Here is a 25784-nt window from a genome sequence, read left to right as displayed (position 1 = left end):
CAGATCTCTACGGCAGATCCTGCCGCGCCCCATCTCTCGCGGGCAAATTTCCTACTCCGTTTCCCAAGGAAAATGCAACCGGACGCCACTCATTCTGCTGAACGCGGCTGGTTCACCAGATCCCGTGTCGGGCGGCGGCGGGCCACGGTGTGGAACACCGACTGTCTGCCTCCCGTGCGGAACCGTTCGTAATACCCCAGCACCCGATCGACATAGAGCTGCGTGGCAGGCAGGCTCGGCATACCCACGGTTTGCCTGACGCGTGCTTCACCGAGGTGATAGGCCGCCAACGCCAGCGACAGATCCCCGCCGAACCGGTCGAGCAGTCCCCTTAGTAGAGCCGCTCCGGCGCGAATATTGTCCTTCGGGTCGAACGGATCCAGGACATGAAAGGCCGCAGCGGTCAGCGGCATCAGTTGCATGAGTCCGATTGCCCCCTTCGACGACACCGCATCGGAATTAAAATTCGACTCGACTTTGATGATCGCCTGCAGTAATGCCGGGTCCAAGGCATATTGCTCGGCATAGGCGGCAATGAGGGACGCGATCGACTCCGGAGCCGGTCGTCGCAGGTAGTCCGTCATCGTGGGATCGAATGCGAGCCTGCTGGCCGGAGGCATGGCCGCGATCAAACACACCGCCACGGCCAGGGGAAAGAGTGCACGAGCGACCCGGCTCCAGAATGCATTCCAATCCGGCTGTTGCATGATGGGAAATCGACCGACAGGTGCCGGACGGCTCCTATCGACCATCTTCCTCGATACTGCGGATCAACACGGCACGCCCATGCCGGTCGAACCAGGACTGAATTCGGTCGCCGACATGGGCCGGGCGATCAATTTTCGTATTTTCATCATGAGGAATGCGGTACTCCTGGCCCCGGACGTCGCGCACCAGATAGGCTCCGCCTTCCACCGCTTGGACCTGACCCACCACCGAACCGGATGCCGGTTCACCAACCGACTGGGCGGAACGGGCTTGCGCACCCAGCGTTCCCGTCACAATCCCCATGCCAAGATGTTCCTGTGGAGAAGGTGCCTGTAGGGCCGACTGTGTACACCCCATGACGAGGAGCCCAAAGGGAAGCAGACACAACACACGACCGCACACCGTGAGCAAGGGCATCATGGCTCTGACCTCCAAGGATGATGGGCAGGGAAGCCGGTGCAAGAACGACCCGCGCACCGACACGTCACTATTCCATGGAGTGGGGGAATGCTCAAGAAAATGAGGGAAACCGACAATGCTCCTTCAACCAACAACGATCCATCACAACCTCCAACCCAGCCCGACGCGCCCGCTCGGCCGCCGCGTCATCGATCACACCTTCCTGGAGCCAGACGGCTTTGGCCTTGATCCTGATGGCTTCATCGACAACCGGACCGGCCTCTTCAGAGCGTCGAAAAATGTTCACCACATCGACCGGACCGGGCACCGCAGAGAGCGTCGGGTAGGCTGGTTCACCCAACACGACCGTTTCCCGTGGATTCACGGGCACCACGACCTTCCCCTGTTGTTGCATATAGGCAGCCACCCGATACGACGGCCGAGTCGGATTCGACGACAACCCCACCACGGCGATCCTGCGACAATCCACGAGGAGGCGCCTGAGCGTCGCCTGCGACAGCGTGTCGTCCGTCATGGGGCCCCCCAGACTTCCTCAAGCCGCTGCGCGCGCCCGCAATTGAACTTGTAGAATTTGTACCGGATCGGATTCTTCTTATAGAAGTCCTGGTGATAGTCTTCCGCCGGATAAAACTGCGAGGCCTTGGTGAGTTCCGTCACGATCGGTTGGGACAGTCGCGATGAGTGTTCGATCGCGCGCTTCGACTCCTCGGCTAGGCGCTTCTGTTCTTCGCCTTGGTAGAAAATCACTGCGCGGTACTGACTGCCATGGTCGCAAAACTGCGCGTTCGGCGTCACCGGATCTACATTGTGCCAAAACGCATCCAGCAGCGCTTGGTACGTCACCTTGGTCGGGTCGTACACCACTTCAACCGACTCCGCATGACCGGTTCCTCCCCCAGACACCTGTTCATACGTCGGGTTCTCCACCCGCCCGCCCATATAGCCGCTGGTCGCCGAGAGGACACCCGGAACTTTTTCAAAAACTTCCTCCATGCACCAGAAGCACCCGCCCGCAAAGTAGGCGTTCACACCAGCCTGATCAGCGGCATGACCACTGGAGACGAAAGCCCCTGCCAGCACCAACGGCAGGATGAACCGGGCACAGATGGTTGTGTCTGCGACGAATTTCATGGGTGACATCCTCCTCGGAGCGATCGCATCGACTTCTGCTCGGTCATTCTACCAAAGCCTCCCGGCCTGCGCGACGCACATCTGGTCGCCAAGCCCACGCATAATCTCTACGCACGTCGCAAACGATTGGATGTTTGTGTATGATGCGCAGGATGAATCGACTGATGCTGCTGACCAGCCTCCTGGCGGGGTTGCTGCTACCCGGGTGCGCCACCTGGCTAATGAACGGAGAGCCACCGGAGGTGCTCGTGACGAATGTCACCCCGCTGGAGGCCAGCGCCTTTGAGCAACGGCTTCAGGTCGATCTTCGCATCCGGAATCCCAACGAGGTCGAACTCGCCGTGACCGGCATCGACTTTCGTCTCGATCTGAATGGAAATCGGCTCGCCCGGGGGTTGGGTAACAAAGAATTCGTCGTGCCTCGCCTAAGCGACGCCGTGACGTCCGTCGAAACCAGCACGTCCACCCTGCAGGTCGTCAGACAGCTCCTGTCTTTTTCCGGCGATCAGTCGCTGACCTACCATGTCACGGGTGTGCTACATACGAAGAACGGCCGGCTCCCCTTCGATAACTCCGGCGTGCTGCTGGAACAGGGCGCGCTGTCCGGATCACCCGCTGCTCCCTGAGCAGACTAACCCCGTCGTTCGTTCCCAGAAAAAATCCTCGGAGTCGAGCAAGAGGATTGCAACCGCTCACAAGCTGTTCAAAAAGTTCGTCCAGCAAGGCCGCAGCAATGCGAGGCAGCGAGGCATACCCTTGTGGGTACATTGAGCCGCGGAGCGATGCGAGAACGAAGCTGGGAGGCTGTTTCAGCCGCTTGCCAGCCGGATTCTTCATGGAAGCCGTCGCGAGGCGTTCGAGACCGAAGCCCGCCGGGGCTGCTCGCAAATGAGGCCGACGCAGGCGTACTTGCAGTCCGTCGAGGAGGCCGAAGGAGAACAGCCCCGCCGGGCGAGAGGATCGGACGACGCAGCAGGTTTGCGTGAAGAGTCCGGGCTAGACGCCCCAGGAGCGCGCGCCCTGGACAAGATCCGGCTGTTGTTGCTCGAACTGCTTCATCATGAGGGTGATGGCTTCTTCCGGGTTTTCCACTGTAGCGATCAGTCGCCCGCCCAGTTTCTTGAAGAACTTTTCTTCAACCGGCGTCGCGCCGACCAGAATGACCGGCTTGCCTGCCTTCAACGCCAATGCGACCTCAGACACTGTACCGGCCCCCATCAGCCCGCAGACCACCACCACGTTACTGGACATAACGTTGACGTTGTTGCGGGCGTTGCCCATTTCCGTGATGATCGCCAGGTCGACATACTTGGAGACACGTTCACGAGCCGAGGGCAATATGCCGATCGTCAAACTGCCTGGCACCTTCTTGGCACCCTGACAGGCGGCGTCCATCACACCGACATCACGTCCACCGGTCAGGACAACCCATTCGCGACGCGCAATCAATTCACCCAACACACGGGCGTTGTCCACATCCTTCTTCCTGGCCTTGGCCGGCCCCATGACTCCCACGATATAACGCATGCCCATCCTTACATCCGCCCGCCGCATTGCGGTTGCCACCAACCCGTCACCGCCACCGTCGCATAATAGATGGCCCAGGAGTCGGGATCGTCGGCCAACCGGCCATACTGCTCGATATCGGCATCCGAGACCATGCCCGTCGCGAGATACTTCTCCCGCAATTGCTCGGCAGACAACTTCATCATCTGCGCCACCATGCCCCCGCCCGCCGACAAATGCCCTTCATGCTCGACGGTGAGCTGCGTCAAATCGTGACGCTGGAACAATGCTGGCAGCCTCACCCCCAACGCATGATCCATTCCGAGCGAGCTGAACATCCGTTCGATCGCCTCGGATACCCGACCGAACGAGGCCCGACCTTCCTCGGAGCCGGCCACCGCGCGAGCGGCTTGAAAATCAGGCTCCTCGAGCACGACCCATCCTCCCGGCTTCACGCAACGCAGCATCCGTTCGAACGCGCGTTGATACTCCGCGATATGAATCATCACGTAGCGAGCATGGACCAGGTCGAACGTGGCAAGGGGAAGATCGGTGTCGCAAATGTCGCCTTGAAGAATTTCGATGGTCGAGCTGCCGCTGCCCCGGAGGAAGCGCGGATCGGTGTCGAGCGCGACCACTTTGCCGGACGGCCCGACGCGCTGCTCCAGCCACCGCACGATCGAGCCAGCCCCCGCCCCCACCTCCAGGCAATGCCATCCGCTCGTGAGGCCGGTCGCCAACAGGCGCCGCTGGGTGCCCGCATCAAATATCCGCTCGAGCATTTGCAGTCGCACTAATTCACGCGGCTCCTCACTCGTCTGAAACACGTATTCCGTATTCACCGTTTCCCTTTCGTTGTTTGATCCATCGCACGCCCGCACATGTCCCTACGGCCGACCCTCAGAAACGCGACCCCGTCAACGCGATATCAGCCTGAGCCCACGCGGTCCGCAGCCGGGCCTCTTCTTGAGCCGCATCCTTCCGCTGCGCCTGGAGACTGTGCACGAGTCCGTGCAGGGCCCAGCCGTTCTCGGGATTCAAGCGCAAATCCTCCCGGTACACGGATTCCGCGTCGCCCGGACGCCCTGCTAGTAACAACACGGCCCCCAGGTTGTGACGAACCGGCTGAAACCAAAACGGCGGTTCGCTGTACGGCAGCGTAGCCTCCAGCTGAAGCGCCTCGCGCAAAGCCTGAATCCCCGCCTCATACTCCCCGCGGCGGGCGGCCATTTCCCCAACCAGCACGCGCTCCGCAACCTTGAGCAGCGTACGACTCAGCTTCCCTTCCGTCGTCTTCACCCTGGCCAAGGCTTTCAGCGACTTCCGGAGATTCAACAATTCCCCCTCTGCGCTTCCGAACCGGGTGGTCGCGGCAAAGGCCAATCCACGCACGTAGTGCCAGAGGCCCGTGGTGAACCGTAGTTCCTTGGGGGGCGGAGGCTGCCGGATCAGCTCCCCCCACTGGCCGAACCGTGCCATTGTGAGCAAGAGCGTCGGCGCATACCATTCGAGCGACGGCTCTTTCGCAATCTCATCGACCGAGATCTTTCCCAAGAGGTCGCGGGCGACCTGCGCGGCTTCTACGCTACGCCCCTCCATCGCCAGCGAAGCATTCAGGAAATGGAGATTGTGCGCATAGTATCCCGTTGCGTAGTTGCCCTCAAGGGGGTGATGCAGCAAATACTCGCGGTCCACCGTGGCAGCATGGACATTTCGCTCCGATGCGTCACGATAGCGCCCCACCCGCATAAAAATGTGCGCCGGCATGTGCACGAGATGCCCGGCGCCGGGCATCAACGACGGCAGGCGCGTGGCGCAGGCCAGCGCTCGCTGGGGATCGGGCGACGCCTCCACGGCATGAATGTAGTAATGGCAGGCACCCGGATGATTCGGATCCCGCCCCAGCGCCGCTTCCAGCGTGGCTACAATGTCTTCCGTCCCCGGTTGGGGACGACCATCGGCGCGCCAATAGTCCCAGGGCCGAAGGACCATCATCGATTCAGCGAACAGCACGGCGGCATCGACATCATCGGGAAACTCCGACGCGAGCCGGCGCATGGCCTTGGCATAGGCCTCATCCCTGCCCTTTCTGGACGAAGACTTTTTGCTGGAGTAGCGTGTCGCCAATGCCTCCACGTAGGCCCGTTCCCGGGGGGTGGCCATGACCAGCCGCGCCGCGGCTTTGTGAATGGCGTCCGCCGCGCGGGTTTCCGCTTTGGCATCCATGGCGCTATTAATGTTCGGCCCCAGACTCAAGGCCACGCCCCAATAGGGCATGGGCGCGTCGGGGTCAAGGCGGGAGGCCTCGGTGAATGCGGTGATGGCCTCCTCATGATTAAATGCATAGACCAGTCTGAGCCCTTGATCGAAATATTTCTGTGCCAGTTCGGAAGTCGTGGTGATCTCGTGATGCAACGTGCCGAGATTGTCGAACAACGTGGCTTCTGCCCTCGCTCGTCCCGCCCCGAATGTCGCTGCCCACTCCGCAACCAGGAGCCCGGACAGCAGCATCTGCAGATATCGTCGCTTCACCATTGATCGCACTCCTGATCATGTCATCGGCGAGAAGAAGGACCACGCCTTGGTCCTCCGGCAAGAGGCCGGCCGCGAGGAGACGCACAAAGTAGCAGCCTTATCAGGAAGTTGCCAGCACGTTATCGTGTGGAACCGACACCGTGGTTGATACGTAGGAGATGATCTGACGAGGCCCGTTGCTCAGGGCGGCACAGGAGCAGCGCGATCTGATGCGGCCGTGCGGAGGTAACGGATCGCTCGAATCCAGCGCACCGGCTTCGATACCGTGCAATGCAGGGGAAATGTGCAGGCGTCGGCTATGCGTTGAGGTAGGGAATTTGAGACGCGTCGGCAGAAGCGTCGCGACGCTCTCTCGACGGCTTCAGGTCACGCTCACGATACGGCAGCGCACGCGGCGGAACCAGCGACAGTTCCAATTCAGCGGGTGGCGCCATCTCCATGTCCTTGCCCATGTACATCAAGACCTGCTGTTGCGAGCTCACCAGCGCACGCAAGTCTTGCAGCTGCGACGAGAGTTCTTCCATCTGCACTTTCTGGGTCGACACCTGTTCACGCAACTCGTGGAGTTCCGCCTGGGTGGATTGGGTATGGTGGATCACCCAGTCCTTAAGTTCCCGCGCTTGCGCCGTGAGGGCGCGCTGCACGAACCCCGCCCGGTCACGCAGCCTGAAAATGAGATCGCCGACGGCACCGTCCCACCGGCGGGCGGGCACCAACCCATGTTCCGCCTGGACCTCATGCTCGATATGACGCGCGACCGGAGCCCCCAGCCATTTCGACACCCGTTGTCCAATCGGCTGTTCGGTCCGGCCATCAGAATTGCCGTACTGGCACCAGTCCTCGAACCGTTCGGTCATGTCTTCGAGCTTGACGAACACCTTGCCGATCGCCGCGCGTAAGGGCGAGGGCGCAAACGGATTCACCGCTCCCTTCTCGCCCTTGTCGGGGGCCAAGGTCAGGAGATGAACCGGTTTTTCCGCCAAACGCTGTTGTTTCCGCTTCATAGGCGTATCGAACTCTTATCGGCCAACTTCCCTTAATTCATTACTCTTTCCCATAGGCCGAGTCAATGGCTCCGAGGGGGTTTTTTCAGCCTGAACGGGTCGGCGCTCAGGCACGAGCAGGCGGCGAAATACTCGCGCGGAGCTCCACGTGTCGTCTCGCCTCAACACAGCGCAGGGGGAGCAAAAAGACCGTCCGGCAAGGCCGCAGTGAGGTCCGCGACGCGAAGAAGAATGAGCGCCACGTCTGCGGACAGGCGAGAATGGGTGAGCGCCCAGTGTCCCAGAGGCGAGTCGTACCCCCGCAGCACGGTGAGCCTCTGCGTGATGCGAGAACGCCGCTGGCGGACTTTTTCCGCACCCTGCTAGAAGCGGGTGACACTGGAGAAGTTGAAGTCGTGGATCCGCATGGCGGGCACCAGGGCCTTTCCGGTTTCTGAGGTCACCGCCTCCGCCGGCGCGGTATAGGCCTCCACCTGGTTGAAGGCGCGCAAGGGGCTTTCGTGAAAGCGAAAGTTCCGGACGGCTGACGTAATCTCTCCGTTTTCTATCAGAAATGTTCCATCCCGCGTCATACCGGTCAGCGTCAGGTCAGACGGATTGACGGGGCGGATATACCAGAAATTCGTTACGAGGATACCCCGTTGCGTCGTGCGAATAAGGTCGTCCACCCGCGTGCCGATGGGGCGCTCGCCTGATAAGTAGGGCGACTCCAATGTCGTGAGCGTCTCGATTTGGTGTTCCCGCGCGGTATACCGATCGTGCAGGAGCTGAGTCAGCACGCCGGCCTCGATCCATCCGGATTCGATCACCGGCAATCCTTCATGCGTGAAGCCGTTTCCCAGGAGGTCCGCATGGGCCGGTTGATTCAACAGCGACAGCCGGCGATCGATGATCCGTGACCCCAATTTTCCGCTGAACGGGCTCGTCCCTTTGTAAAAAGATTTTGCGTCCAACATCCAGATCATCCAGCTGAGCAGTCCGGCGACCGCCGCCGGTTCCAGGATGACCGTGTAACGCCCGGGCGGTAACTCTTGCGGCTCGTCCGCTCCGCGCTTCGCCTTGATAATGGCCGCCAGCGTCCGCTCCTGTACATGCAAACGGTCGATGGAGCGATGGGCGGCAGCCGACCAGCCGGTGGCGTCGCCGGCCTGGACGGTCAAACTGAACCGTGCGTCGGTGCGTTCCTCATAGGCTCGCAATCCTGTCTCTGCGGCCAGACCCACGGTGGCCGTGCCGGACGACACCGTACCAGCAGCGTTCAGATTTTCCATCTTGCACTGCCCGATCGCTTCACGCGCATAGTCCAGCCGGCGTGCCGGGCCCGCGGCAGTCGTTTCAGGGCGGGAGGTCGGCAATGACAGATACGTTTGCACTCCGACCGGCGGAAGATACTCCGGATCGTCAGGCGAGAGACGGGCGAGCGCTTCGGCCTGCTTGAGGGTTTCCCGTACTGCCCCGGCAGTGAAATCCGTCGTGCTCGCGGTGCCATGCTGGCGCCCGAAGGCGACAGTGATCGACAGGCTGCCCCGCCGCAGATTGACATTTTGAATGACTTGGTTGTTGGCGAACCGAGTAGTACCGCCGTGACTATCGCGCAACGAAACAAAGGTGTGATCGCCGGTGGAGTGACTCATCACGAGATCGGCCAGGAACTCGAATTCCTGGCGGTTCGTCAGTTTCGGCCATGAGGACGTAATCGATGAGGTCATGCGTCGGCCTTCGTCTGTCCGCTGATGACATCCACGCGCCGGAAGCGGGCGTGAGAAGCAGCGTGGGTCATCCAGCCTGATTGGCCAGGTTGCCCTTTTCCGCAGGTAATGAACCCGTACCGGCGGCGGTGGCTGGCGTCGGCGACGCCGTCGCAGCGCCCCCAGAATTCCGGGGTGATGCCGTGGTAGATGACATCCCGCACCATATGCGTCCGCCGGCCGTTTTCGATCAGCCAAAACGCATCGCCGCCGAACTGAAAATTGTACCGCCGCTGGTCGATACTGTACGACCCATGACCCTCGATATAAATACCTCGCTTCACGTCGGCCAGCAGCTCATCCAGCGTGGCCCGACCCGGCTCCAGACCGATGTTGGCAATCCGGACCATGGGAACCGATCCCCAACTGTCGGCACGGTTCGATCCGCGTGAGCGTTCTTCCTTGATTCTCGGCGCCACTTCGCGATTGGTGCAGTAGCCGACAAAGATGCCTTCTCGCACGATGTCCCACTTCTGGCAACCGACGCCGTCATCGTCATATCCGGTCGCCGCCAGCGTGCCCGGTTCAGTGTTGTCCGCCACCAGATTCACGTGCGGCGAGCCATACCGGTACGTGCCGCGCTTGTCGGGTGTGAGAAAACTGGTTCCGGCATAGTTCGCTTCATAGCCGAGGGCGCGATCCAGTTCGCTCGGATGGCCGCAAGACTCATGCATCGTCAATGATAGGTGTTCGGGATCAAGCACCAGGTCATACCGCCCTGCGTCGATCGCCGGAGCCCGCACCTTTTCCACCGCCTGTTCGGCGATACGCGCCCCTTCACGGGTCCAGTCGGCATCCCGCACCAACTCATACCCTGTTCGCAAGTGAGGCGTGTTGAAGGACCGGCTCGCAAATCGACCATCGTGGACGGCCGTTGCGGTACAGTCTCCCTGCACTGCCAGCAGGTTGAACTCCAGGTGCGAGCCCTCGGTAGACACGAACAGTTTGCGGTCACGCTGCGCCCACAAGCTGGCATGACTTCTCACCACACCAGGATGCCGCTGAATGACCTCCATCGTGTTGAGCAGCAGCGCGGTCTGTTCTTCCAGCGCCACGGCGAAGGGATCCAAACGACAAGGAGTGACGATGCGGTCTTCATGGACCGGCTCCGGCGCGAGATGCACTTTGGTGATGGCGAGCGAAGCCGAGCCTTTTGCGATTTCTACGGCCAGATCGGCGACACGAGGAATTTCTTCGAGAGAAATGATGGAACTGGCGGCGAAGCCCCAGGCGCCGCGGTGCAGGACTCGAATGCCGAACCCTCGATCGGTGGACTCGCGGATATGCGCGATGCGCCGGTCTTCACCGCTGATCGTGCGCATCGTTGTGTCCAGCAGGCGGATATCCGCATACTCGACTCCGGCCGCGCGCACACGAGACAATGCCAATTCGGCCAACTCGTCCCACTGCGATCCACTCATAACGGCGTCTTTCCCTGCGCGAACGCGCAGGCAGTTTCGCGTAGTATAGCAAGATCGCGGTCGCTCATTCCTGCCTTTTCATCGGCACGCGGTTCCCCTACAATCATTCCGGCATGATCACTCCACCACAGACGCCCCGGCAGCGAATCATGACGCTGCTGACCGGCACCCTGTTATCGTCTCACCAGTTGGCCCAGCTTCTCGGCATGCCGGAGCGCCAGGTGGAAGATCATTTGACCCACATTGTGAAAACCCTCGCTCGCGATGCGTCACGGACATTTCTGCTGGAACCCTCATACTGCCAGGACTGTACGTATGCCTTTCGCGATCGAACCAGGCTCACGCGCCCCAGTCGTTGTCCCCGCTGCAGAAGCGAAGCCATTACCTCTCCACGGTATGGCATCCGGGAAGAGTCCGGCTCGTAATGATGTGGTTTCGTCTCTGCCATCTCGCTGGAAACGGATACAGACATGGCACACACTGACATCGGCACGCATCCGACCGATCAACGAAAGGACCGCCGCATGAACAGATTGCTGACATGCACCATTGCAGTTCTGCTTCTGAGCGGCTCGGCTTGCGGCCAGGATCAGGCGTCGCAACTGCTCGAAACCGCCCAGTTTGAAGAACGCCAAACCAATCTGACCCATGCCAAAGAACTGTACGAAGACATCCTCCGTCAGTATCCGGACAGTCCCGCCGCCAAGACGGCCCGCGCGCGGCTGGCCGAACTCGCCAAACCATAACAGCAGCCATTTATCCTATCAGGCGTCCACAGGAGACCTAAAAAGTTCTTCCAGCAAGGCCGCAGCTAGCGGAGAGGTGAATCGTACTCTTGTGGTACGGTGAGCCTCGACGAGAAGCGAGAACGCCGCTGGCGGACTTTTTCGGCCTCCTGTTAGGGTCGACGTGGCGGCCAGGGAATAAACGCATTGGTCGTGCGCTGATAGTCCGCATACTCGAGACCACGACTTTTCATCGTCTGCGTCTCCGTCCAGGGAATGCCGGTGACCTTTAAAAGCGCCCAGCCCATCGTGAGCGGACCAATCAACGTCAAACCCCAGTTGCCCAACGGACTCGCCACTCCCATGACCACGTAACTCCACCAGTGCAGCCATTCAAAAAAGTAATTGGGGTGGCGCGAGTAGTGCCACAGTCCTTCCCGGCACACGCGGTCCTTGTTCCAAGGTTGACGGCGGAAGGCCGCCAACTGCCGATCGGACACCGCCTCCCCCGTCACCGCAACAATCCACAGGAGCAGGCCGAGTAGTTCCACGAGATGAAACGGCGGAAAGGGATTCTGCATGACGACCAGCGGTGGCAAGGAGAACCAGGCGATGGCGGCAGCCTGCAATTGAAAATACCAGAACCGGCGCAGCGAGCCCTGTTCGCCCCATTGAAGGCGCAGGGCGCGGTAGCGACCGTCCTCCGATTTTCCCCACAGTCGATCGAACAGCACATGCGTGCCGAGGCGGACCGCATAGACGACGACCATCACGCAGACCAACAGACGCCGCGCCGGTTCTCCCGACACTAATCCTGCATACCACAGCAGCACGAGGGCCAATCCGTAACACCACCCGACATCGGCTATCGACAAGTTCCGCAGACGGCGCTCAAGCAGCCAGAGCGCACCCATCAGGAGCGCCGAAGCAGCCCAGGCGGTCATGATGAGGGACAGGGGGTCTGTCGCGGTCATGAGATCAGTGGTCGAAGGTGAAACGCGAAGACACAAGAGTCAACGCCCGTGGTGGGATGATTGTACTACGACGTCCTGCGCAACACACGGACCGCAGGTCGCATGGCATTGCCACCACAGCGAGCGTATGATCGCGTATATCAGAGCAAGGTGTGACGTCACTCACGGGAGGAACAGAGATGAAGGGGAGATATATCGCTACGATGGTGATCGTCATGGCGATCGCCGGCACAGTCCTGATTCAGGCGGACGCGCGTGGTGAAACGGCGGGAAAGACCGATACTCTGGCAAAAGGAAAACGGCTGTTCGTCAAGCACTGCGCCGGATGCCATGGTCCTGATGGCAAAGGGGATGGCTACAAGTTGCTCGGACCCGATCCGGCGAATCTGACGGCGCCCGCGACCAGGAAAAAATCAGATCGCGCGCTGCTCGCCACTATCCACGAAGGAAAACCGAACATGCCTTCGTGGAAAGGCCTGCTCTCGGACCGCGATATTCAGAACGTGCTGGCCTATATTCGCACGCTCCCCCACTGATCTATCGAGATTCTTGATGGGGATAGTCCCAGGGATCAGCGCCGACCGATGACCCATCCGATAGCCATTGGCGGAGGCCCGGCAGGCGAAACGACAAGAGCGCCTGCATCTTGTCGCTACACATCGACAGATCCGGCGGCCGGGGCGGACCCTGATACCCGACGACCGATCCCGGTTGAATTGCAGATCGCAATTCTGGAAACCGTACCGCCAGCAGCTCTCCGATCTCCCAGCGGGATAACCGTTCCTGGCCTCCCAGGTGATACACACCCGACCGGCGCTGCACGCCAAATTCCCAGAGCGCCCGCACCAAAGCACCAGCCGGCATTGGACAACGGAACTCGTCCGTAAAGAGCGTGAGCTTGTTGCCTTTCGCCGCAGCCCGCATCATATCTTCGACGAAACTCCGGTCCCGAGTCGGTGACGTGCCCGCCGTCAACGCGATGCGCACGACTGCATGGGCCGGATTTCCCAGCACGACCTGTTCCGCCTCCGCTTTCGTCTTCCCATACACGTTGAGCGGACGAAGGACATCGGTCTCGACGTAGCATCCCTTTGCCCCATCAAACACTTGATCGGTGGACAGGAAGACGAAGGGCACGTCCCGCGCGAGCGTGGCCAGGACCCGGGTCGCTTCGACATTGATCAACCGGGCCTGCGCAGGATCTTGCTCACACAGACCGGTGCGGCTCAACGCCGCGCAGTGGAGAACAAGATTTGGCCTGTGATGATTCCAGAGGCGTTGTACCTGCGCCCGATCGGTGAGGTCGACTTCAGCCCTGGTCACGCCGCGCACCTCCCACCCAGGCACCCAGCGCGGCGCGCTTCTGGCGAGATAGCCGCCGATCAAACCGGCAGCGCCGGTAATGAGTGCGACCGGTTTCACGGTTCGCTCCGCCCCAGACGGCGAATATCCGGCACCTCGATCACCCTCGTCTTCACCGGAGGATGTTCAATCGACCACAGCAGAGCCGCGAGCATCTCCCGAATCGAGACCAATCCCAAACGCATGGCTGCTTCTCTTGTCGCAGGTACTCGCTCCAACACACGATAGACCGGCAGCAACGCCAACGGCCACCAGTGTTTCGGACCCAAAATATACCAAGGCCTGAGAATCGTCGCGAGCAACCTCGCCGTCGCAATCGCAGCCTCACAGTCACGGCGGACGGCGATATACTCCCGCATGATCGGGGCCGGATGGGCGACACTGACATACACAACGTGCCTGACCGCGGCTGCACTGGCGGCGGCAATCGACGCCCGCGCACTGGGTCCATCGACCGCGCGAAACTGCGTCCCTTTCCAAGGCGATGGTTTCGGCACGCCGACCAGCTGCACGAGTGTATCGTGTCCCCGCACCGATTCTGCGAACGTGTCCGCCTGCAATGGATTGCCGACCACGACCCGGCACCCGGCCGGAACCTTCTTCGCGGATGCCGCGCGAACCAACGCCGTCACGTCATGGCCCCGTTCAAGCAACAAAGGAAGAAGCCGGGACCCCAGGTATCCAGTGGCGCCGGTGAGAAAGACTCGCTGTCTATTAGTGGTCTGCGTCATGGATGTGACAGCAGCGCCGGCTTGGTCCGAAGCAAACCGGCCCAGCCGGCCATTCCGTTCATCTCCTCGAACCCTTTCGCGACGAGGCGGGCTGCCGCAGCCATCAGCGCAGCCTGATCCCCAGCCGGCAACCCCAGATTCGTTTTGATGTGCGTAACCTGTTCGCCCAGCGGATCACTGTCCGGCAACTGGCGCAACGCAACATGCCAGAATCGGCAGGTTCCCCCGGCACCGTCCTGGCCGATCCGGAACGTGCCGAACTGGGCCACATCCTGCTGGAACGCAGGAATTCCCGCCAGCTCCAATACATTACGGCGATGGCCTCGCAGCAGGGCGGCGGCGGCGGACAGTGGAGTTCGTGTGTCATTCCTCTGCCTGCCCGTCGCATCGATGGAAATCACCCAACACCCTTGCGGGAAGAGATCGCGTAACGAACGGCTGGCCGACGCCTCCTCCAGCACCTGCACCAGTGTGCGGATGCCCAAGTTGTCGGCCGCGCCGCCATCATAGGCAAAGATCGGATCGGACGATGCGCCGTTCATGCCGGCACGTCCATCCGTCAACTTCAGAGGCTCCAACACACCGGGGTAGGCCGCAGACATATACACGGCCCTGGCGATGCTGAACGGGGCCAAAGGAATACCTAATGGTGCGAACCGTTCTTCGGCAATGACCAACGGATCCCCCGTGAGGGCATCTGTCGCATTCAATAGTAAGATAGGTCTCGAGGGATTCAGATCGGCGAAGGTCGCGCCGTGAAACAGTGTTTCGTCGAGAGCGCGGATGACCGGCTCTGCTGGTATCGTGTTTCTGAAGGAGTACCGAAGCAGGTTGTGGGGCACTTGGTACCAAGGCCCCGCTACGGCGCCTTGAATGTCACGGCCGACCAATTCCTCAAAACCGTTCTGAAAATTAAAGTCACGATAGCCGTCCAGGGCATAGGCTGCAGCCGGCAGCCCGCCGCCCGACACGGCCGAGAGGACATCGGCCTGCGACAACAGGCCGACCCGGTCCAACTCTTTCATGACGGCCGCACCGAAGACCGCCGCGCGGCTCCCGCCTCCGGAAAAGGCGAGCCCGACGAACCGGCCATCGGCCAATTCCTTCTGTCCCAACTGTAATGTGGCTCTCGTAGGCGCAGGGCGAGGATCAGGAGAAAAGGCCCGAGGACGGTCGGCAGTCGTGCAAGACAGAGAAGCCAGCAGCAGCGCCGCGAGCCAACAGCCGAGGGAACGTCCCAGTAACAAGCTCATGTGTGAATCTACGGCTGAGTCGGGAAAACGGATGTGTCTCTAGTAAGGAATTCCGGCTTTGGGGCGGACGCTAATAGGATGCTGACACCGTACGAGCATACCTCAACCAGGTGACTCTCAAAGACTCATAGACTCACACAGTGGCCGTGGCAGGCTGTTCAAAAAGGCTGTCCGGCAAGGCCGCAGCCAGCGGAGAGGCGAGGCGTACCCTCTGCGGGACGTGGAGCCTTTTCGCGCCGCGAGAACGCCGCCGGCAGCCCTTTTTCAACAGCCGGCTAGTTTCTGGTCAGCTTGCGATACCGTATCCGGTGCGGCTGATCAGCTTCTTTGCCGAGCCGGCGCTTCCGATCGGCTTCGTATTCGCTGTAGTTGCCTTCGTACCAGACCACTTTGCTATCGCCTTCGAAAGCCATAATGTGCGTAGCGATACGGTCGAGGAACCAGCGGTCGTGGCTGCTGATGACGGCGCAACCGGCAAACCCTTCCAACCCCTCTTCCAGGGCGCGGAGGGTGTTGACGTCGAGATCGTTCGTCGGCTCGTCGAGGATGATGAGGTTGGCGCCCTCCTTCAGCATCCGGGCCAGATGGACGCGATTGCGTTCTCCGCCCGACAGATCCTTAACTTTTTTCTGCTGGTCGGTCCCGGCGAAGTTGAAGCGGGCGCAGTAGCCGCGGGCATTGACCTCGGCCTTGCCCAACATCACCGTATCCTGGCCATCGGAGATGATCTCGTAGACGGTCTTGTTGGGATCAAGCGATCGGTCTTGATCCACATACCCCAGCTTGACCGTTTCGCCGATCCGGATCGTGCCGCTGTCCGGCTTGTCCTTGCCGATAATCATGCGGAACATGGTCGTTTTGCCGGCGCCGTTCGGCCCGATCACGCCGACGATCCCGCCTTTCGGCAGGCTGAATTCGACATTCTCATACAACACATTGTCGCCGAAGGCCTTGCTGATGCCCTTGGCCTCCACGACGACGTCGCCCAGGCGAGGCCCCGGTGGAATATAAATTTCCAGTTCGGCGGCCAGCTGATCCTGTTTTTGATTGACCAGTTCTTCGTAGCGATTGAGGCGTGCCTTGCCCTTTGATTGGCGGGCCTTCGGCGACATCCTGATCCATTCCAATTCATGTTCCAGCGTCTTCTTGCGTTTCGATTCGGCCTTCTCTTCTTTCTCCAGCCGCTCCTGCTTCTGCTCCAACCAGGAGGTGTAGTTGCCTTGAAACGGAATGCCGTGCCCGCGATCCAGTTCCAGAATCCAGCCCGCGACGTTGTCGAGAAAGTACCGATCGTGCGTCACCGCGATGACGGTTCCCTTGTACTGTTGCAGATGCTGCTCCAGCCATTGCACCGATTCGGCGTCGAGATGGTTGGTCGGCTCATCGAGCAGCAGAATGTCGGGCTCCTGGATCATGAGGCGGCAGAGCGCCACACGGCGTTTTTCGCCTCCTGAGAGGACACTCACTTTTTGATCGGCGGGCGGACAACGCAGGGCATCCATGGCGATTTCAAGTTCACTTTCAAGTTCCCACCCGTTCGCCGCCTCGATCTTCTCCTGCAACTGGGCCTGCTTGTCGATGAGTTTTTCCATCTCATCGGGGCCTGCATCGCCCATGCTGTTGCTGACCGCTTCGTATTCGTGCAGCAAGGCGACCAGTTCTTTCTTGCCTTCCTCCACGACTTCTTTGACGGTTTTGTTCGGATCGAGCTGCGGCTCCTGCTCAAGCAAGCCGACGCTATAGCCCTTTGAGCGTGTGATCTCGCCCACATAATTTGGATCCACACCGGCAATGATTTTCAGCAATGAGCTTTTTCCGGACCCGTTCAAGCCGAGGACGCCGATCTTGGCGCCGTAATAAAAACCCAGGTAGATATCGCGCAGCACCTGCTTCTTGGGCGGATAGACCTTGCCTACCCCGACCAGTGAAAAAATAACTTGCTTGTCGTTCGTCGCCATAGCCATCCTCAGTAGAGTGTGAGTCGTCTGTTCGTTCGTGCAATCGATGACCATAACAAAGCGCGGCATGATTCACAACCGCGCAGGATGGCCGGCTCATGATTCCAAACGCATGGATTAATAGAACGTCCTGCCGCATCATCCTGGCGCTGCTCCTGCCCCTACTCACCTGGACGGGAGCCGCCTCCGCCCTTGCGGACGACCGCGAGCAACGCGATCTGGTGGACCAGTCGCGCATGACGCTCTCGAACTTTCTGGCCGATTCCAACATGACCTGGTTTCGCGACCACATCCAAGACGCCAAAGGCCTGTTCATCGTGCCGCAATACATGAAGGGCGCATTGATCTATGGCGCAGCCGGCGGCAGCGGCGTCTTTGTCGCCAAAGACGAGAAGACCGGCGAATGGAGCGAACCGGCCTTCTTCACGATGGGCGCCGCCAGCTTCGGCTTTCAGTTCGGCGCGCAGATGTCGGAAGTGGTGTTGTTAGTTCTGACGCAACGCGGGGTCGATTCGCTGCTGCTGGGCAATTTCAAACTGGGGGCGGATGGATCGGTCGCCGTCGGTCCGGTCGGCGCCGGCGTTTCCGGCGCGACGACGCCCAATCTCAGTGCGGATCTGTTGTCGTTCGTGCGGGCCAAAGGTCTGTTCGCGGGTGTGTCGCTGGAAGGAGCGGCGCTCATCTCGCGGGAGGAATGGAGCCGCGCCTATTACGGCAAGGCAGTCTCGCCCACCGACATCGTGATTCGTCGCGAGGTGAAGAATCCGCATTCGGACGTGCTGCGCGCGGAGATTAGGAAGGCAATCGAGGGGAAGTAATCCCGGCAGACCCCATTGCGACCCACCAAGCAAAGCCCCGAGATTTCCATCGGCGGTTACAGGGAGTGCAGCACTTGCGCCCCAGCCTTCGCCTTCGTTGCCAGATCGGCAAGACCCGCCCGTGCCTCCTGCGCTGTCCGCACCGGGTGAGTGAAGGCAAATCGTCCCCCCTGCATGCGGTCGGGTGTTTTGACGCGCAGATGAAAGCCCAGTCGGTCTATCGTCGTGATACTCCCCTGCTCGGCCTCCAGCTTGCCGCATTCGCGCGCGAGCAGCAGCAGCGTCTCCTGCTGTGCGCTGTTGATCTCACGGATCAGGTCGGATGCAGCCTCTGCCAACGGATCTACCGCAGCCGCCATATACTCGGCCGGTGCGACCCAGCCCATGGAACCAAAGCCCCCGACAAAATAGATGTCCGCCAGTGCCATGCGGAAAAAGGCAAAGTCATCGAAGTCGACCCAATAGGCCGCGTTTGCATGACGAGACAAGTACCGTTCGCGCACCGGTGCGACTTCGTTTTTCGGAACCTTCGTGACCGAGCCCATTAGAGTGACCCTAGCCGCACCCAGCGGATCACGCTGACTTTCCGGCGGGGTAATCAGCAGGCTCGCGCGCGGATCCCCGAGCAGATTCTGCGTGTGCATCGCCATGGTGCTGATCAAAAAACTCGGCTGCCCCTGATCATCCAACCCGTACGGCATCACCGATCCGAACGGCCAGCCCGGTTGCTTACGCGAGATGGTCGAGAGGCCACCTGTCTGCTGCAGATGCACCAAGGTTCTGGCCTTTTCGGCATGGGACGGTTCGGGAACGTCGGGGCCTTCTTCGTCCGGCCCGCTGTTATGTGCTCCTAACGATGACATGAAATTCTCACCTTCCTTTATGGGTCAAATGCCCAAATCTTCTGTGAGCCGCAATTCCGATTCGTCGACGATTTCTTCCAGACAAGTGAAGCAAGAAAATGGAAACCGATCGACCGGAACCGCGCAGACTTCTCCGACCGGAGATTCCTCCAGCGCCGGGCCGCCGCATTCTTTATGAATTAAGACCAACATCGCTATTCCTTCACCACCAGTCGCCGGATCGTGTCCACATGCTCCGGACTGCTCAGCCGGTGATCGCCGGTTTTCAGCAATAGTTCGATAGGAAACTCCGGATCTTGCGACAGCACATGCTGCACGAAGGCCCAACTGCCTTCCGGCTTGATCACCGTATCTTGCAGACCATGCAAAATGGTCGTCTTCATGCGACGCGGCATGGTGAGGCGACGGCGCCAGAGCGCTTGGCTGTCCTCGACCCAATGCCAGGGAATCGGCGCCTCCTTGTGCAAGGGTTCGTCATCCCAGGGCATAGAACCGGCCACCTGCCATTGTGCGCGTCGCTCGGTTGAGATTTGTGTCGCGCGCAGATCCATCATGTTAAAAGCCGGGGCGATCAGAATGAGTTCTTCGACGACCGGTTGCTCCTGCGCGACCAGCCAGGCCAGCCAGCCGCCCAGGGAATTGCCGACAATCGTCACCGGCGGGCCATCGGCCAGCAGATTCGTCACAGACTCCGCATCCTCCAGCCATTGAAGCAGCCGATAGTCTCCCCACTGTCCTTCTGAATCGCCCCACCCGCGAAAATCGAAGCAGCAGAAGCCCCATCCTCGCTCCTGGCACCATTGGGCAAGTGCCTTGCTTTTGTTGCCCCAGCGTTTGGAGAGAAATCCGGTGATGAACAGGACCTGCCGATCCTTGCCTGCAAGACGATCACCGCGAAGGACTGCCCCGTCAGCACCGGTCAGTGTAAAGGACGTCATCATGCGTCTACCGTATCGTCTTCACGAGAAAGCTGCCCAGCTTGCGCAAGACCGGTTCAGGAATTTCATGGCCGCCCCGGAACGGCTGCCACTCGACCGTCACGCCGGCTTGAAGAAATTCATCACGCAACCGCTCGGCCATACTGAACGGCAGAATGGGATCCTGCGTGCCATGGCTTTGAAAGAGGGGCAGTCCCTTTCGTTTCGTCAACAGCGGCGCCCACTCCTGTTTTGCCACCAAGGTTCCGGAGAGCTGGATGAGTCCTGCATAGGGCTGCATGCTATGAAGCAGCGCATCGCAAGATAGCATGGCGCCCTGCGAGAAGCCGCCTAACACCGTCCGCGCAGGATCGGCACCGAGTGTCGTGCGTATCTCGTCGAGCACCCCCTTCATGCGGGCACGCGCTTCAGGCAATCCGCGCGGGATCTCACCCGACATGTCCCGGACCTTGCCCGCCGCTCGATCCGCTTGGATACGGGCCATGTCGATCATCCACCAAGCGCGCGAATCGCCAAAGCCCATCGGGATCTGAATCGGCGCTTCGGGGAAGAGAAACCGCGTGCCCGCCGGCGCGTCCAGATATTCGCTGAGCGGCACGAGGTCGTCCCCCGGCGCGCCGAATCCATGGAGCAGCACCACCCACGGGCCATTGCCCCCGCCCTTGCCATCGGTCCCGCCGGTCAGGCGAACCGTGAGACCGCCGAGTTTTTCAACACCCATGAAGCTACCGTTCCTTCGTCAAACCTGTCGTGGGGTCAATGCCGGGGACGTTTATCAGCATGACACGCAGTGTAATGGGATTATTGGCCGAGATACCAGTACTGCAGGAAGGCGAGCGCGGCAACCAACGTCGCTTGGATGACGGGCTGCTGATAGAACGGCACGAAGGCGCCCTGTTGTATGCCGTCGATGTCGGTGATGATCTGCCGCCACGCTTTGTCCGGTAATTCTTCCCCGGCGGCAGAACCCGCTTGAACGGGCCCTTGGGCAAGACGGTCGAGCCGCTGTTGTAGAGGCGCAAGAATCCGCCGTTTGGCTTGCATAGCCGCCAGGTATAACAGGCTGGCACTGGCAAGAGCCACAAGACTATTGACGGTCAATACCAGAATGAGCACTGGTGGAAAGTCCCAATGGTCAAAATAATGGCTCCGGGCGGCGATCAAAAGGAAGAGTACCAAAAACGGGTAGAGGATCCGGCGATTGACGATTCTGGTTCTCTCGACGATGAGGCGGATCTGTTGCATTTCATTCAACCCCTCGGCGGCCGGCATTTCCTGGATCCACTTGGTGCAGAGAATCACTGCATCCAGCACGGCGACATTCAAGGCCAGAAACGACAGGACACTCAAACCTATAAACACCCTGTCGGCGGAACAGCTGAATGTGCCTCGACAGGGCACGAAGAGCCGCAGCTCCCCACCGTTCATGAACAAGCACAGAGGCAAGATTAGAGTAAAATAGAAGACTAAGCCGAGAGTGATCCGTCCCGCGCGCGGAAGCCACATGTGCGCTTGGCGGTAACGCGTCCATAGGGCGCTGACGGTGCCAGGATAGTCCCGAGTCGAACCGTGAAACATCCAATTCAGATCGCCCCAGAATCCTTTCAGTGCATTGCGCCATCCGCTGTCTTTGGGCTGGCGAGCTACATGGTAGAAGAAGGAGTTCGTGAGTTCGTCGATATTGCGAACCGAATCGACGTGGCCCTTGATCAGGAATACCATGCACAGGAAGATGGACAAGAGTCGCAGCGCTTCCGTGGGCCAAATGCTCACACCATCAGACCAGGAAAATGGCTCATCTTCGGCATAAGGGAAGTGGAGAAGTTGACACCACACCACAAGAGCCAGGATGACGGGAATAAGGATCCAGGAACCACGCTGTATCCTGAGAAGACGGCGCTGCGTCGGGTTTCGTTCCTCTTGCGCCGCCAACCAGTTCCAAAGACGTCCATATCCCCAGAGTGCCAGAAAAACCAAGACCAACCCCACTATCCAGAGGAGGCCGATTCTGGGCGGTAGGCTGAGTCCTCCTGTGCTGGGATCGACATCTGTTCTGACCGGGTGGATCCTTCGCAAGCCTTCCCCTGGATGATCAAGGCTTAGATCGACCGCACCATGGCGCCCGATTTCGAAGATTCGGGGCGGAACAAGGCCGTTCGCTCCCTGGGACGTTATTCGACCAATCGCTTGCAGCACCGCGAAAAACGCAGAGGTTTGGAGCGAGTTGCGGAACGGCGGGATACTCTGTTGCAACGAAGACCCAAGCTGCAAACCGAACTGGGAAACCACGATGAGGTTGCGCGTCCATTTCTGTTCATCCTCGTGAAAATACCGAGCATCCAGATCGGTCGCAAAGAACAGAGTGTTCGGAAATTGCTCTCGCACCGCCTGGAGTATCAGGAGCGCATCGTAGGTATCGCGTCCAAGAATTCCGATGGCCTTGAGCTGTCCCCTCTTCGCTTCGGTCGATCGATCGCCGGCAGAACCACTGTCTTGAGACTCGGCCTTGATACGAGCCACAAGACGCCGCACATAATCGAGTTGCGCCTGGCCTTCCGGCCGCTCGTAGGAGTCGATATCGCGGAATCGCTCCTTGCCTTCCGCTTTCTCTTTGTCCTTCTCCTTACTACCCTCCTTAACCTTGCTGCGCCTGGCCCGATCATCTGAGGCGTCACCATCCAAACCACTCAGATAACTATATTGCAAGATGTTGAACTCACCGAGTGACCGCTTGCCGGCGAGGAGATCATCGATTCCCTCTTCAAGACTGGGACACTTGCCGACATACTGACAGGCCGCGGCAGCGAAGGTGAGCGGAAGGGCTCGGGCATAGAACGAATCCCACTCTCCGATGAGCGCGATCCTGTCATGTTCAATCGCGACCTGCCGCCTGTGAAGCTCCTTCACGAGGGACTCGAGGAGGACGTCGTCACTGGTGACGCGATAGGAGAGAACCAGACCAGCCGCCGTCAGCAGCCCCTCAAACACTTGCTTGCATGCGACATAGGAACGGCAGTCTCGCTTATCGTTCACACCTTCAAGCCCAGATAAATAGGACAGCAGACCGGGCATGGCGGTGGCCCAGGGGGAGTAGAACTCTAGGGTACCGTTGTCATCTTGCCAACGATAATGCGCCCGCGCACCTTCAGAACTACTGGCTGTCCGTTCGATTTCTTTGAGTATTGCCCGAAAATCTGCCGAGCTACGAGGACCCACGAGTTTCGTTGCCATAGCACCACTGGGCTTGATCCAGTAGAGCAACGAATCGATACGCGTAAGCGTTGTCCCCTCGTCTTCCTCCGCTTTCACCCAGAGGACCAACACATGACGGATCTCTTCGAACAGCTCGTTCGATCCATGGCACAACCCGATCGGGCTCCGACTGTACCACTCATAGGGCGTGGATTGCGGAAGGAGCTTGCTCTCGTTCGCTGGGTTCCGTGAGGGAATGTGATAGTTCCAGGTGAAGTACGACAACCACTCATCTTTCTCCGGGGCGAAACACCCCACTTCCAGTGCGGCAGCTACGGCATATCGGTCACGGATACGGTTTTCCACTGCTTCAACCGAGGATCCGTCTTGGGTCATCACCACCAATGTCAGGATTCGTTCACCAAGCGCATCAATGTCCCGGATTCTCCGGTGCAAGCTGTCCAAACCAGTGATGCGGGGTGATTGAGGACTCACCGCCACAGTTCCCAGCTCGATGCTCCTTCGGTCGATGGCAAGGACGGAGAATTGCTTGTTCGCATCCGACGCCCTTTCGACTGCCGTGAAGGGATCCTCCCAGAGCCTGGCCGGGACTTTCAGCTCTTCAGTCGTTTGGTGCAATCCCGTGCCCATGCTCGGCGGCCTTGAACTCTGCAGCGGGTTCTTCGTGAACACCATGGCAGCCACGGCGAGGGCCAAGGTGACCGTCGTGGCCAAGGATAGGGTGGAATCGTCTCCCTTGAACGCCATACGCAGTCCCTTGCTCCGATCGACCAAGGCTGAGGGTGACTTCGTTGACTCTACGTAAATGCAGCATCTCTCATGCCAACTACGTAGTATGAGAACGGCAAGATAATTGATGGGGTGTATGCGCAAACTGAGACGGCCACGGGCTCTTGTCGTATCGACGAGGATACAGAGCCGTATCCAATTGGATACCGTGGCATAGCTAGTGAGGACAATGGCGCGTGAAGATGAACCGCTATGACGAGCAGCTCACACTGAGATGTTTGCCCCAGTTCGGCGGAGCGGCCGCGTAGGAATTCATGTCGGGGTGATCCGTGTACGGATCCTGGAGCAAGGTGAGCAGGCGGTCGATCTCGGCATAGTCCTTCTGCTGAGCCTTCTCGATGGCTCCTTGCGCGAGATAGTTGCGCAACACGTACTTCGGGTTGACGCGATCCATCCGGACACGCCGTTCTTCGTCGCGGCTCTGCTCAGCGTGCAACCGTTCCCGATATCGAGCGGCCCAGACATCGAACTGCTCAGGACTGAGGAAGTGTTCCCGCAGCCGTTCGTTCTTCGCACCAGGCTCGGATGAGAAGGCGCCAAGCTCGCGCCAGAAGATCGTGTAATCCACGCGGCTGCCGGCCATGAGCGATTTCAGTTCGTCCAGCAGAGCGGGATCCTCAGCACGCTCCTCCGCAAATCCCGCTTTGTTCGACATGCGAGCTCGATAGAACCGATCGATCGTCTCCTGATAGCTGTCCAAGACGGCCTTGAGTTCCTCTTTGGGCACGAAGGGCAACAGGGTTTGTGCGAGGCAACTCAGGTTCCACAAACCGATGTACGGCTGCTGATTGAAGGCATAGCGCCCGTTATAGTCCGAGTGGTTGCAGATAAAGCCCGGGTCGTAGTCGTCCATGAACCCATAAGGACCGTAGTCCAGCGTCAGCCCAAGAATCGACATGTTGTCGGTGTTCAACACGCCATGCGACCACCCCACCGCCTGCCACTGCGCAATGAGTGCCGCCGTGCGCTCGACCACTTCTGCAAAGAAACGGAGATACTTGTCGGCGGTCGACGCCAGATGGGGGAAATGCGACTCGATCACGTGGTCGGCTAATCGCTGAAGATGCTCATGCTGCTTCCGGTAATAGAAGATTTCAAAACTCCCGAACCGCACATGCGACGGCGCCATCCGGACGATAGTCGCGCCGGTTTCCACCTGCTCGCGGTAGACCTTCTCGTCGCTGCCGACCAGGCAGAGGGCGCGCGTCGTCGGAATGCCGAGGCCATGCATCGCTTCGCAGCAGAGGTATTCGCGGATGGCCGACCGCAGCACCGAACGCCCGTCTCCGTCGCGGGAAAACGGGGTCATGCCCGCGCCTTTCAGATGCAGATCCCACCGCTCGCCGCGCTCGTTGAGGACTTCTCCCAGGAGAATCGCCCGCCCATCGCCGAGCTGAGGCACATACACCCCGAACTGATGACCGGAATACAGCATGGCCAGTGGTTCCATCCCCGGCACCAGCAGGCTGCCGCCGAACACCCCGGCGAATTCCGATCTCGTCGCTTCGCGCGAGTCCAGGTCGAGCAACTCCATGGCCATCCGGTTCGCACTGATCAGGAACGGTGCACTGCTGAAGGGAGTGGGATTCACCTTGGCATAAAAGGCTTCCGGCAATCGCGCGTAGCGATTATCGAAGCGGAGGGTTTCTAGCGTGTGGAGAGTCATATCCTCGACGCCGGTCCGCAG

The 25784-nt window shown here is 59.9% G+C and carries 25 protein-coding genes and 1 pseudogene; 5 read left to right on the top strand and 21 right to left on the bottom strand.

Features of this window, described 5'->3' with window-relative positions; translation table 11 throughout:
* Positions 1 to 89: 89 nt before the first annotated feature.
* The 4 genes from JNL86_12130 to msrA all read right to left on the bottom strand — a co-directional run bounded on the left by JNL86_12130 (position 90) and on the right by msrA (position 2259).
* A complete protein-coding gene (locus JNL86_12130) occupies positions 90 to 752 on the bottom strand; it encodes a lytic transglycosylase domain-containing protein (protein ID MBL8043655.1) in 663 nt (220 codons plus the stop codon).
* A complete protein-coding gene (locus JNL86_12125) occupies positions 742 to 1128 on the bottom strand; it encodes a hypothetical protein (protein MBL8043654.1) in 387 nt (128 codons plus the stop codon). Before JNL86_12125 ends, JNL86_12130 begins: the two co-directional genes overlap by 11 nt.
* Positions 1129 to 1219: 91 nt before the next feature.
* Positions 1220 to 1642: a CoA-binding protein gene (locus tag JNL86_12120; protein ID MBL8043653.1), complete on the bottom strand. Its 423-nt coding sequence runs from the start codon at positions 1640 to 1642 to the stop codon at positions 1220 to 1222.
* A complete protein-coding gene (gene msrA / locus JNL86_12115; protein MBL8043652.1) occupies positions 1639 to 2259 on the bottom strand; it encodes a peptide-methionine (S)-S-oxide reductase MsrA in 621 nt (206 codons plus the stop codon). Before msrA ends, JNL86_12120 begins: the two co-directional genes overlap by 4 nt.
* 152 nt (positions 2260 to 2411) lie before the next feature.
* Here msrA and JNL86_12110 point away from each other — a divergent pair, with 152 nt between their 5' ends.
* Positions 2412 to 2885: an LEA type 2 family protein gene (locus tag JNL86_12110; GenBank protein ID MBL8043651.1), complete on the top strand. Its 474-nt coding sequence runs from the start codon at positions 2412 to 2414 to the stop codon at positions 2883 to 2885.
* Between the two features lie 370 nt (positions 2886 to 3255).
* Here JNL86_12110 and JNL86_12105 read toward each other — a convergent pair whose 3' ends face one another.
* The 6 genes from JNL86_12105 to JNL86_12080 all read right to left on the bottom strand — a co-directional run bounded on the left by JNL86_12105 (position 3256) and on the right by JNL86_12080 (position 10473).
* Entirely contained in the window at positions 3256 to 3786 is a 531-nt protein-coding gene (locus JNL86_12105) for a hypothetical protein (GenBank protein ID MBL8043650.1), read from the bottom strand.
* 8 nt (positions 3787 to 3794) lie between these two features.
* Positions 3795 to 4547 carry a methyltransferase domain-containing protein gene (locus tag JNL86_12100; GenBank protein ID MBL8043649.1) on the bottom strand — a complete coding sequence of 251 codons (753 nt, stop codon included), beginning with the start codon at positions 4545 to 4547 and terminating at the stop codon, positions 3795 to 3797.
* Between the two features lie 118 nt (positions 4548 to 4665).
* Entirely contained in the window at positions 4666 to 6300 is a 1635-nt protein-coding gene (locus tag JNL86_12095) for a hypothetical protein (GenBank protein MBL8043648.1), read from the bottom strand.
* Positions 6301 to 6596: 296 nt separating this feature from the next.
* Positions 6597 to 7304: a hypothetical protein gene (locus JNL86_12090; GenBank protein ID MBL8043647.1), complete on the bottom strand. Its 708-nt coding sequence runs from the start codon at positions 7302 to 7304 to the stop codon at positions 6597 to 6599.
* A 362-nt stretch (positions 7305 to 7666) separates the two neighbouring features.
* Positions 7667 to 9013 carry a TldD/PmbA family protein gene (locus JNL86_12085; GenBank protein ID MBL8043646.1) on the bottom strand — a complete coding sequence of 449 codons (1347 nt, stop codon included), beginning with the start codon at positions 9011 to 9013 and terminating at the stop codon, positions 7667 to 7669.
* Positions 9010 to 10473, bottom strand: a complete 1464-nt coding sequence (locus JNL86_12080) for a TldD/PmbA family protein (protein ID MBL8043645.1) — start codon at positions 10471 to 10473, stop codon at positions 9010 to 9012. Before JNL86_12080 ends, JNL86_12085 begins: the two co-directional genes overlap by 4 nt.
* A 113-nt stretch (positions 10474 to 10586) precedes the next feature.
* On the opposite strand from JNL86_12080, the gene JNL86_12075 reads away from it, so the two are divergent.
* The gene (locus JNL86_12075; protein ID MBL8043644.1) at positions 10587 to 10898 is read left to right on the top strand and encodes a hypothetical protein; all 312 of its coding nucleotides are present in this window, start codon (positions 10587 to 10589) and stop codon (positions 10896 to 10898) included.
* Between the two features lie 99 nt (positions 10899 to 10997).
* A complete protein-coding gene (locus JNL86_12070) occupies positions 10998 to 11219 on the top strand; it encodes a hypothetical protein (protein ID MBL8043643.1) in 222 nt (73 codons plus the stop codon).
* Positions 11220 to 11371: 152 nt separating this feature from the next.
* Here the strand turns inward: JNL86_12070 and JNL86_12065 are convergent, their stop codons facing one another.
* Positions 11372 to 12172: a DUF1295 domain-containing protein gene (locus tag JNL86_12065; GenBank protein MBL8043642.1), complete on the bottom strand. Its 801-nt coding sequence runs from the start codon at positions 12170 to 12172 to the stop codon at positions 11372 to 11374.
* A gap of 179 nt (positions 12173 to 12351) precedes the next feature.
* Here JNL86_12065 and JNL86_12060 point away from each other — a divergent pair, with 179 nt between their 5' ends.
* Positions 12352 to 12708, top strand: a complete 357-nt coding sequence (locus tag JNL86_12060; GenBank protein MBL8043641.1) for a cytochrome c — start codon at positions 12352 to 12354, stop codon at positions 12706 to 12708.
* Between the two features lies 1 nt (position 12709).
* Here the strand turns inward: JNL86_12060 and JNL86_12055 are convergent, their stop codons facing one another.
* The 4 genes from JNL86_12055 to ettA all read right to left on the bottom strand — a co-directional run bounded on the left by JNL86_12055 (position 12710) and on the right by ettA (position 17452).
* The gene (locus JNL86_12055) at positions 12710 to 13594 is read right to left on the bottom strand and encodes an SDR family oxidoreductase (protein ID MBL8043640.1); all 885 of its coding nucleotides are present in this window, start codon (positions 13592 to 13594) and stop codon (positions 12710 to 12712) included.
* On the bottom strand, positions 13591 to 14265 hold the full coding sequence (locus JNL86_12050; protein ID MBL8043639.1) for an NAD(P)H-binding protein: 675 nt from the start codon (positions 14263 to 14265) through the stop codon (positions 13591 to 13593). The genes JNL86_12055 and JNL86_12050 overlap by 4 nt, the downstream gene beginning before the upstream one ends.
* Complete coding sequence (locus JNL86_12045; GenBank protein ID MBL8043638.1) at positions 14262 to 15518, bottom strand: patatin-like phospholipase family protein; 1257 nt, start codon at positions 15516 to 15518, stop codon at positions 14262 to 14264. The genes JNL86_12050 and JNL86_12045 overlap by 4 nt, the downstream gene beginning before the upstream one ends.
* A gap of 275 nt (positions 15519 to 15793) precedes the next feature.
* Complete coding sequence (gene ettA, locus JNL86_12040) at positions 15794 to 17452, bottom strand: energy-dependent translational throttle protein EttA (protein MBL8043637.1); 1659 nt, start codon at positions 17450 to 17452, stop codon at positions 15794 to 15796.
* 218 nt (positions 17453 to 17670) lie between these two features.
* Here ettA and JNL86_12035 point away from each other — a divergent pair.
* A pseudogene (locus JNL86_12035) lies at positions 17671 to 18294 on the top strand (lipid-binding SYLF domain-containing protein).
* Positions 18295 to 18350: 56 nt separating this feature from the next.
* On the opposite strand, the gene JNL86_12030 reads toward JNL86_12035, so the two are convergent.
* The 6 genes from JNL86_12030 to JNL86_12005 all read right to left on the bottom strand — a co-directional run bounded on the left by JNL86_12030 (position 18351) and on the right by JNL86_12005 (position 25763).
* On the bottom strand, positions 18351 to 19157 hold the full coding sequence (locus tag JNL86_12030; protein ID MBL8043636.1) for a pyridoxamine 5'-phosphate oxidase family protein: 807 nt from the start codon (positions 19155 to 19157) through the stop codon (positions 18351 to 18353).
* Between the two features lie 24 nt (positions 19158 to 19181).
* A complete protein-coding gene (locus JNL86_12025; protein MBL8043635.1) occupies positions 19182 to 19349 on the bottom strand; it encodes a hypothetical protein in 168 nt (55 codons plus the stop codon).
* Between the two features lie 2 nt (positions 19350 to 19351).
* A complete protein-coding gene (locus JNL86_12020; GenBank protein MBL8043634.1) occupies positions 19352 to 20098 on the bottom strand; it encodes an alpha/beta fold hydrolase in 747 nt (248 codons plus the stop codon).
* 4 nt (positions 20099 to 20102) lie between these two features.
* Positions 20103 to 20816, bottom strand: a complete 714-nt coding sequence (locus tag JNL86_12015) for a hypothetical protein (GenBank protein MBL8043633.1) — start codon at positions 20814 to 20816, stop codon at positions 20103 to 20105.
* Positions 20817 to 20896: 80 nt separating this feature from the next.
* Positions 20897 to 24055: a hypothetical protein gene (locus JNL86_12010; GenBank protein MBL8043632.1), complete on the bottom strand. Its 3159-nt coding sequence runs from the start codon at positions 24053 to 24055 to the stop codon at positions 20897 to 20899.
* Between the two features lie 232 nt (positions 24056 to 24287).
* Positions 24288 to 25763, bottom strand: a complete 1476-nt coding sequence (locus tag JNL86_12005) for a YdiU family protein (GenBank protein ID MBL8043631.1) — start codon at positions 25761 to 25763, stop codon at positions 24288 to 24290.
* Positions 25764 to 25784: the final 21 nt, after the last annotated feature.

The sequence above is a fragment of the Nitrospira sp. genome, from assembly GCA_016788885.1.
In the GTDB taxonomy this organism is placed as follows: Bacteria; Nitrospirota; Nitrospiria; order Nitrospirales; family Nitrospiraceae; genus Nitrospira_A.
This window is presented reverse-complemented; position numbering and strand designations above follow the sequence as displayed.